We start from the raw sequence: 9,590 nt of genomic DNA on the forward strand, positions 1-9,590 counted from the left end.
GAAGAACAACAAAAAATCGCGGATTGTATGTCGTCGCTCGATGAGCTGATTGCGCTTGAGGCGCAGAAGCTCGATGCCCTCAAACAGCACAAGAAGGGCCTGATGCAGCAGCTCTTCCCGCAGGAGGTCGGCTAAGCAATGGCGGACAGCATCCAGACTTTTGATGAGCTTGATTCGCTGGCGCAACACCTGCGCGATCAGGGCAAGAAGGTGACGCTGCTCTTTGCCTACAACGGCACCGGCAAGACGCGGCTCTCGATGGCCTTCAAGGAGCTTGGCAAGCAGCGCAATGCCGATGGCGAGGTGACCGCGCGCGATACGCTCTATTTCAATGCCTTCACCGAGGATTTGTTCTCCTGGGACAATGATCTGGAGAATGACAGCGAGCGGGTGCTCAAAATGAACAGGGGTTCCCGTTTTTTCGACGGCCTGGACGAGCTGGAAATGGAGAACCGGATTCGTCCCTTCCTATTCCGCTATGCCGATTTCCAGTTCGATATCGATTACGAGAAGGCCACGATCCGCTTCTGGCGGGAGACGGAAACAAATGATGAGGGCGAGAAAGCGCCCGTGCCTATCAAGGTATCCCGTGGTGAGGAGAATATCTTTATCTGGTGCTTCTTCCTGGCCATCGCCGAGCTCGCCATTGATGGGCAGGAAGCCTACGACTGGGTGAAGTATCTCTATATCGACGATCCCATTTCATCGCTGGATGAGAACAACGCCATCGCTGTGGCCGTCCATCTGGCGCAGATGCTCAAGGAGCAAAATCGGCTGAAGGTCGTCATCTCCTCCCATCACACGCTTTTCTTCAATGTGCTGTGCAATGAGATGAAAGGGGCTTCGCGTTATTTTCTGAATCATGGCAGTGCCGGTTATCAACTGCGCGATACCAAGGACACACCGCGCTTCTACCATGTGGCCATGCTCAAGGAGCTGCACAAGGCTGCCGAATCGGGACAGCTTTTCACATATCACTTCACCATCCTGCGCAGCATCATGGAAAAGACGGCGACCTTCCACGGTTTTAATAACGTGGGCGATATCATCAAGGTCGAGGACGACGAGGATGGCACGCTGAAGTTTCGATATGTGCAGTTGCTGAGTCACGGCGGCTATTCGCTGTTCGAGCCACAGGAGATGATGGTAGAGAACAAGGAAATCTTCCGAAAATTATTAGACGACTTTATGGAAAGATTCCACTTTAACCCGGAGATATTCCCGGAGGCTGAAACTGAGGAGGTCACCGCATGACCAAGCAAGAACAGACCCGACTGGGCAAAACTCTCTGGGGCATTGCCAACCAGCTGCGCGGGGCGATGAATGCGGATGATTTCCGCGATTACATGCTGGCGTTTCTTTTCCTCCGTTACCTCTCGGACAACTACGAGGACGCAGCGAGAAAGGAGCTTGGTTCGGACTGGCCGGAGCTGGATTCATCTGACCGACGCTCACCGCTGCTCGTCTGGAGCGAGCGGAACCCTGAAGACAGTGAAGAATTCGAAAAGCACATGCGGCGCAAGGTACACTATGTCATCAAGCCGCAGTACCTCTGGAGCAGCATCGCCGAGAAGGCCAGAACTCAGGATGATGAATTGCTGCACACGCTGGAACAGGGTTTCAAGTTTATCGAAAACGAATCCTTCGAGAGCAGCTTCCGGGGTTTGTTTTCCGAGATCAATCTCGAATCGGAGAAGCTGGGCAAGAACTACAAGCAGCGCAATGAGAGGCTTTGCACCATCATCAAGGAGATTTCCGAAGGATTGGCGAAGTTTCCGACCGATCGCGATCTGCTGGGCGATGCCTATGAGTATCTCATCGGCCAGTTCGCTGCAGGCTCCGGCAAGAAAGCCGGCGAGTTTTACACTCCGCAACAGATTTCCAGTATCCTCTCCGGAATCGTCACGCTGGACAGCCAGGATCCGGCCACAGGCCGGAAGGAGAGGTTGAACCAGGTACTCGACTTCGCCTGCGGATCGGGTTCATTGCTGCTCAACGTGCGCCGGCACATGGGCAGGCATGGCATTGGCAAGCTTTACGGGCAGGAAAAGAACATCACCACCTACAATCTGGCGCGGATGAATATGCTGTTGCACGGGCTGAAGGACACCGAATTCGAAATCTTCCACGGTGATACCCTGCTCAATGAATGGCCGCTCTTGCGCGAGGAGAACCCGGCAAGGAAAATCGAATTCGATGCCGTCGTGGCCAATCCGCCGTTCAGTTACCGATGGAAGCCGAACGAGGAGATGGAGAAGGATTTCCGCTTCAAGGGCTATGGGCTGGCACCCAAGTCGGCTGCCGACTTTGCGTTTCTGCTGCACGGCTTCCACTTCCTGCACCAGGAAGGAACCATGGCCATTATCCTGCCCCATGGCGTTCTGTTCCGTGGCGGCGCGGAGGCAAAGATTCGCAGGAAGCTGCTTACCGATGGCAATATCGATACGGTGATCGGACTGCCGGCTAAACTGTTCTATTCCACAGGGATTCCGGTCTGCATCCTGGTGCTGAAGAAATGCAAGAAGTTCGATGATGTGCTCTTTATCAACGCGGCCGAGCACTTCGAGAAGGGCAAGCGTCAGAATGCACTGCTTCCGGAGCATATTGATAAAATCGTCGAGACCTATCAGTACCGGAGGGAAGAAGAGCGATATTCCCGCCGGGTGAGCATGGAAGAGATCATTGAGGAGCATGATTTCAACCTCAACATCTCCCGTTATGTCAGCACGGCCGAGCCTGAGCCGGAGGTTGACCTGCGGGCAGTTCATGATGCGCTTGTATCGCTGGAAGAAAAGATCGTGGATGCGAGTGCCAGGCACAATGCTTTTCTCGATGAGTTAGGCCTGCCCAGTCTATCAGGGCAGAGCAACGAGAAGGGTAATTAGGGTAGAACCTGATGCAAGAAGCCCCGAAAGCTGAAAAGGATCGAACGGAAAGGTGGTTTGAAAGACAAATCCGGAGGGCGGCCTTTGAGTGGAAACATCAACAGGCTGATTGGCGAAGGATTGCGGAATTTATTCTGGAGTGGGAGGAGGCGCACTCTGAATCAGCTGACGGCCTTGTTGCTCTAGTCCAGAAGGGGCAATCCAAAAAAGCCGAAGGACGCCCGCCATCCGGGTTGAATAAATGGCTCGAGCGGCTTGCCAACGAGATGGGGATGCAGGTAAGCAACCTTTGGCGCTTCAGAAAGGCGGCAATGTCAGCCCGGAAGATATGGACCCGATATGAGATGAATGGCCCTATGGACATCCCGGAACATGCCCGCCCAGAGTCAATAGAGCTGGTTGAAAAGATTACCAGAGCTGCTCCCTCCGAGGTTGCCGAAGAAGTATCCGAACGCCTCTACCGAAATCAAATTACACGAGCTGAATTGAGAGATATCTGGCAGAAGATTCGTCATGTAGTTGCGGACGAAACTCGACGGCGACCATTTGCCGATCGATATAACAAATTACCCGCAAGAGATCAGATAAGGAGGGCGCAGCTTTTCGAAGAACTGTGCTTTGAGGCTCTTCGCAGGGATTTAGCCGAGAGTGAGAATCCTGTCTTGGGTGCAAAGGGGGAGTGCTTCAGCGATAAACGAATAAACGAATTGATCGTTGATATTGTAGCCATTACTCAGGATGAACTTGGAAACGCTCTCTATCATGGAGTTGAGGTTAAGACATCTCTAGCGAAAGATCGGCTGGCATCAGTGACCAAGATATCCAAGGATTTTGATTTTACCTGGATCGCACTTCCTGAGGATATCGACCATTTCAAATGCATTCCTGAGAATGTGGGGATCATACAGTATGTAGATGGGCGCCTGAAATTGATTCGCGGCGCCATACGAAATCCGACCCCTGATCTGGAAATTATTAGCCGCGTTTTGATCCCCAGTATCCTCAAGTAAATACGTTTGATGTGTGTGGGGTATAAAATGGGCTTGACATGAGAGGTTTAGCCGCTAAAAATGCGTTTGTCTCGATCGAGATACCGGGGAGAGAGGAGGTTTTGTGATGCAAGGAGAGTGATTGATGGATCTGGAGCACGAAAATCATACCCAAGTGGAAGAAACCCCATCGGGTAGAAGATGCATTGTTCTCAGCATGAATCAGCTATGCTGGAGCAATGAGATAAATAAGGCGTTTCCACTCGAACTCTTAACATGGTTGATCTCCGATAGCTTGTCCCCTGCCGCTATTACCTTTGCAGCCAATGCCCGAATTCATGTCATCCGAAAACCCCAGTCGCGCAAAGGAAAAGATAGTTATTTGGTGTCCGGTGGTTTTTTGTACTATTTGATATTGCTGAAGGCGGGATGGACCAAGGAAGTCGAATGTATCCTTGACCAGACGGGGGTCGCAAAAAATATCCCTGCACATTTTTACGCCGATACTTGCCTTACTGTTTTCTCCCAAAAATTTGGTCCCGCAGCGACAGGTGTTCGTGCGGCTGTCTTCACCAGGCTGTTGGATCTGGGCGAATCGACTGCAGCGCCGTGCTGTTTCAAGCTTCTCTCAAGACATTTCAGGAAGGGAGGGAATTTACTAAGGGAATTTGTCGGCTTTAGTTCCCGGGGGTTCAAGGGCTTGGATGTCCAAAGGATGCCAAAAGAGATTCGCCGGCAAGTTATCGAGATAATCGGCCTTAAGCCAATTGATGACGATAAAGAGATGGCTATAACAGAAACGGATCTGGAGCAGGACGACAATGAAGGCTGAATTGATCCGGGTCTTGAACTTTTATAAAATATTTGTTTTGCCCGAACATCCAGCACGGAACGCCTTGAAAATTCCTGATCCCTTAAGCGAGCTATTCAATTTCATAGCTGTACTTATCGAACTTCCGGATAACGGGGCCCTTTTCCTGGAATCAAAAAATGTTGTGTTAAACCTAATCGCGGCTTGGGAAAGCAAGACAGGCGAAAAATTTTTATATAAACAACAGTTGTTTGAAATCTACGATGTTAGCGAAGCCGGCGGCAGAAGCAGCAGTCTTCACGGTTACAAAACAAAAAATCCAGTTTATGTCTATTTGATGTACCCCACTTTACCCAAATTCAAGCATTTGGATGAGAATTTCAAAATCCTATCCCCAAATTTTCTTTGTCGTATTAATCAGTGTTGTGAGCAGATGGAAGGTGCAAGCGATGGCTACCGGTATAATTTGTGTTTGGCCGCGAGAAAACTTACCGCTGCAGCAAGCACGTTTCCGGCAAGGAATCTATTTGATTGGACTTACGAATATAGGCTGGCACTTGCTAAAGCAGTAACAAACGCCAAGGTGCAAGGAACCAAATTAACAACTCATCCTGACTGGACTTATATCGCAGATTTACTGTTCCGGGACAGGACAAAGCTGGGAAGATCGGCAGGTGGGGGCACTGGAACAAAAGAGGCGCGGTGGCTTTTATTCGAACGATCTCCAGATGCTCGTTTATCTCAGGACTTCTTTCCCATTTTCGCCGAATGCGATGAAGATTTGAACCTTGATGATGGGTTCAGGCCAGTTGAAGGGGGCAGGGTTGTCTGTCCCATCTTTGTGCATGAGGAAATTAAGCAGGAAGAAGTTGATGAGGCGGGAGAGTTTGGCATTGATTATCAATCTGGCTTTGAATTTATCATGCCCGCCTCCTGGTTTTCGGACCCTTGGCAAGCAAAGCGAAAAGTGAAGGGCAAGCAGGAGTCGATGGTTGCGTCTAGTCGTATTGCCCCTTGGGAATCGAGTGTCCTATCAATCCATAATATTCAACGGATCTATAGATATATAAAGAGCTCCGAAAGTAGCCCACATTGTGCAATTCTGTTTCTGGCCCTCTTTCTCGGCGTGCCAGAAAGCTCAATGAAGAAATTCCGTGTAGGGATTACTACTGATGAATTCGAGCCTAACGAGACTGCGACGGAAAAATTATTGAATGGAAATCGGTATCTGAATCCCTTTGCTGGGGAGATGTGGTGGATTAACTCGATGGGGGAGGAGGGTTCTCCTGGATATCTAAAAGTGCCTTTGGTGCTGCGTCTTCGGCTCCCTCGGAGCATGACTCGGCATCTTCCCCGGCTGAAGCAGGGCGATAAGGTTTTCAAGCAAAGAGACTTCTCCAAAGCCAAAAAAGAACTCAAGGCGTTGGGTAAAGATGGGTTTAGAGCGATCACTTTGGGCAGGTTGAACGCGACATTCAACGCTTACTTTATCCATGGGGCCGGGCTACCAGAGCTTGCAGCAGATATCTTGAGGGGGACACATCAGCCGCATTTAACCAGCCAGCATTACTATATTACAATCCATTGGGCACATACCGTACGAGAATGGCGGCGCATAGTTGCAAGGCTTATTTGCTCCAATGAGAAAAAAGCAACCAATATATTGAAGTCTTTGGCTTACCAGCATGATCCCAGCCAAACCGATACAAGCTCAAATTTTGCTGGCGCAGTCAAAACTCCGTCCCCAGAGCTTCTAAAAAAACATGCAGCGAATTTGTTGCGATCGTTTCCTCGTTCCAAGCGAAAGCTTTGTTCGGCCAACGCTGATGCCTGGAATGCCTATATAGCATATGTTTATTTCATTGCAGGTTTATGCACCGGACGGCGTCCACAACGCGACCCATTTCCGCGTCAAGATGATTTGGATTTAGGAAACATGAGTCTTTTCGTTGACGACAAATGGAATCGCCATTTTCGCGAGGCGCGCATTATCCCTTTGACGGATTTCATGAGACACATCTTGACGGAATGCTTTGAATTGATTCCCAGGTGCTTTGCTAAGTGGGCCCTACAAGGCTTTGAGGCTGAATGTGAGATGGGGCATGCATTTTTGGTTGATGAAAGGAGCAAGAGAATGGTCCCAGTCAATTCAAAAACCCTAGATGAGTTATGTGGTCAGATAGATGGTTATTTCGTGGGCTTGAAAAACGGATGCAGACATTTCCTGATGACTCGACTGCATCAAATAGGAGTGGAGCAAGAAGTTATCGATTTTATTTCAGGCCATCGCCATGCATCCCGAGAGCCGGAAATGTCAGCTTCTCTCGTTTCTTGGTCTAGCATGGCCAGTTTTCTTAGAAATGTGATCGAAAAAGAAGTGGTTGATTTTTTGGAACTGGAGAGTCCATTCAATGAGTGACAGTACGTTGAAGGCCATCATTCATGTTGCCAGAAAAATCGAAAATGAAATCCGCGAGAAAGAGAGCCATTTAAAGCTTCCGGTCGTAAGGGACATTATAAGCCATGTGGTTGAGGTGTTTTTGTCGCCTGAGTTTTCTGGAACGTGGAACAAAAGAGTCGCATTACAGTTTTATCAAAATGTAGGGGCTGCCGATGAGGATGGGCGCTCTAAGATTCCAGAGAAGGAATTATTTCGAATCAATGTAGGCCTTGACCATGTACTCAGGCTGATAAAAAAAGAAACCGACCTCAGGGTTAGCTACTGGCCAGAGGTGCGTCTTGCAAATAGGCAATATCTGGCCTTGGAATACGCTCCTGATCAAATAAGGCAACTGCGTGAGTTTCAGGCATTGCTCGTGACAATGGTTAAAAGAAGACCCAATATCAAGATTAAGCAGGAGGAACTATGTTGCCGAATCATATTATCCATGATCGCATTCGATGGGGTGTTGATGGCAAATGCAGATGGCTTGATCTGTTCAATAGCCAGGGATTGGGTTCATTTGGACTGTGATATGCCTGTGGTGGAGTTGCCCATAAGCAACAAGCCCCAGGCTCAGCGAAAGCATTATTATATTGGGGAATATACCCAGGCCTGCTTTAAATTTTTGATTCATAGGGGGAGGAAGGATGGATCGCTTTTTCCCACCGATTGGAGAATGACAAATCGGCACCATAAGAAGCGCCGGAGAAGATTCTTTTTAGAATGTGAGCTTGCAAAACTCTGGACCCAAACGTTTCGAGATCGCCCCGTCCCTGAAAACCTGGACATGAGTTTCTGGATTCAATCATCACGACTAAGTTGTGCTCTGGGAGGAGTTCCATTCGTTGGAATTGCCCATTTACGGAATCGTTTGAGAGGAGCGCAAGTCCCTGTTGGCGTCGTCGGTAGCGGGGAGAGATGCCAAATCAACAGTGATAACCCCTATCAATGGGTAAGGTCGATGCATAAAGTCATAAGGGAACAGGATAGGCCCGATGAAAAGTTAAGGCTGAAAAATATTCGCAACCTTTCAGGCCAACTAAAAAGGAGCCTTGATCAGGCAAGCTCAAATGGCCGAGTTGGTCAGAATGAATATTTGTTGGCCAGTTGGTTGATCTGGATGCTAGAGCAAGATCGGTTCAAGGAAATGAGGCTCTCCAATTACAAAGGGTATGTTTCAGCGGTTGCAAACCGTGTGTTTCCACTTGAGGAGGGGAAATTAATCAAGGATCTTACAAAAGACGAATGGGTACAGATGATCAAAGATTTAGCTGAGGATGTTGATTACATGCCTTCAAGTCGCCGGACGGCCATTACACATCTGAAGCGTTTTAACGAATATTTGAGTGAGAAGCATTTGGCTCCAAGGATCGATTTCAATAACTATGCATTTCGGGTTAGGCGCGAATTTGCCGAATGCTCAATCGTTTTTCCACATGAGGTTGACCTTCTTTTGGAGGGTACACAGACAGACGATCGGTGGTTGGCCATATTGCTGGCATTTTACTGCGGCCTTCGTTGTGAGGAAATATGTTATTTGAGACCGGATAGCTTTGAGGGCGATAACAGGCTGGTCGTTGGTCGAAGTAAGTTGCCTAGCAGTAGAAGAACCCTGCCACATGGATTATTGATTCCTGATAGGCACCTAGAACGGTTGCGATCCATCATAGAAAATAGGCGGAATCAAGGAGCAACCTTTCTTCTTGATGGAGATGGCCAGTTTCCAGTTCCAACTAAAAGGCTAAGTAAGCGGATTGGTCGGCTACTGGTTGGGGCAGGTTGTAGGGCGCAGAAAATGCACGCTCTTCGTCATGGGTTTGCCTCCTGGCAACTGGTGCGTTACTTCATGCTGGTTGATGAGAGATTTCGCACTGACGCCCGAGTCGGGCGTTTTAATCTTGATTTGGACGGACGCCATGCATGGTTTCAGGATGACATGCTTTCGGATCTGGCAGAGGTAATTGGAGGTGTTCAGTGGCGAATTCAGTATGAAATGGGAGGCTCCTGTGTTGGTTCAGCAACAGACATGATCATGATTTCCAAGCTTCTAGGTCATTCCAATCGGTTTACCACACTTGAAAACTATACCAACAGTCTCGGGTGGGTATGCCGATATTATCTTCAGCGGCGGGAAGCCAGAATTCTTTCAATGAGCAATCCCCGAAGGTCATAAAATAAAATTGAAACGATGGGAGGATTTAATGACCGTCGGGTGTTTTTTGACCGGCGGAGTTTTGGATGTGGTCACAGGGCGTGCTAAAAAGACGATGCTAGCCGAGAAGTTAGTGAAGCTCTTCTGAGTTGTGGTCACAATTTGGTCACAGATTGGTCACAAGTGGGTGGTCACAGAAATGGATGGCAAGAAAAAGGCCTTGAAAACTTCAATGTTTTCAAGGCCTTATGTTTGGTTGCGGGGGCCGGATTTGAACCGACGACCTTCGGGTTATGAGCCCGACGAGCTA

The 9,590-nt window shown here is 48.9% G+C and carries 7 protein-coding genes; all 7 read left to right on the forward strand.

Annotated elements, in window-relative coordinates; all coding sequences use genetic code 11:
* On the forward strand, positions 1-135 hold a 135-nt coding region (locus D6694_01850), incomplete at its 5' end, for a restriction endonuclease subunit S (GenBank protein ID RMH47494.1).
* A 3-nt stretch (positions 136-138) separates the two neighbouring features.
* Positions 139-1,254 carry an anticodon nuclease gene (locus tag D6694_01855; GenBank protein RMH47495.1) on the forward strand — a complete coding sequence of 372 codons (1,116 nt, stop codon included), beginning with the start codon at positions 139-141 and terminating at the stop codon, positions 1,252-1,254.
* Entirely contained in the window at positions 1,251-2,885 is a 1,635-nt protein-coding gene (locus D6694_01860; GenBank protein ID RMH47496.1) for a type I restriction-modification system subunit M, read from the forward strand. Before D6694_01855 ends, D6694_01860 begins: the two co-directional genes overlap by 4 nt.
* A gap of 11 nt (positions 2,886-2,896) precedes the next feature.
* A complete protein-coding gene (locus D6694_01865) occupies positions 2,897-3,895 on the forward strand; it encodes a hypothetical protein (GenBank protein RMH47497.1) in 999 nt (332 codons plus the stop codon).
* 124 nt (positions 3,896-4,019) lie between these two features.
* Entirely contained in the window at positions 4,020-4,706 is a 687-nt protein-coding gene (locus tag D6694_01870) for a hypothetical protein (GenBank protein ID RMH47498.1), read from the forward strand.
* Complete coding sequence (locus D6694_01875; GenBank protein RMH47499.1) at positions 4,696-7,104, forward strand: hypothetical protein; 2,409 nt, start codon at positions 4,696-4,698, stop codon at positions 7,102-7,104. Before D6694_01870 ends, D6694_01875 begins: the two co-directional genes overlap by 11 nt.
* On the forward strand, positions 7,097-9,301 hold the full coding sequence (locus D6694_01880) for a hypothetical protein (GenBank protein RMH47500.1): 2,205 nt from the start codon (positions 7,097-7,099) through the stop codon (positions 9,299-9,301). The genes D6694_01875 and D6694_01880 overlap by 8 nt, the downstream gene beginning before the upstream one ends.
* Positions 9,302-9,590: the final 289 nt, after the last annotated feature.

This window comes from Gammaproteobacteria bacterium, assembly GCA_003696665.1.
Lineage (GTDB): Bacteria > Pseudomonadota > Gammaproteobacteria > Enterobacterales.

What these genes read in the sequence shown, in the direction of transcription:
- D6694_01875 (RMH47499.1), top strand. Translation starts at nt 4,696, where the DNA reads ATGAAGGCTGAATTGATCCGGGTCTTGAACTTTTATAAAATATTTGTT.
- D6694_01855 (RMH47495.1), top strand. Translation starts at nt 139, where the DNA reads ATGGCGGACAGCATCCAGACTTTTGATGAGCTTGATTCGCTGGCGCAA.
- D6694_01880 (RMH47500.1), top strand. Translation starts at nt 7,097, where the DNA reads ATGAGTGACAGTACGTTGAAGGCCATCATTCATGTTGCCAGAAAAATC.
- D6694_01870 (RMH47498.1), top strand. Translation starts at nt 4,020, where the DNA reads ATGGATCTGGAGCACGAAAATCATACCCAAGTGGAAGAAACCCCATCG.
- D6694_01860 (RMH47496.1), top strand. Translation starts at nt 1,251, where the DNA reads ATGACCAAGCAAGAACAGACCCGACTGGGCAAAACTCTCTGGGGCATT.
- D6694_01865 (RMH47497.1), top strand. Translation starts at nt 2,897, where the DNA reads ATGCAAGAAGCCCCGAAAGCTGAAAAGGATCGAACGGAAAGGTGGTTT.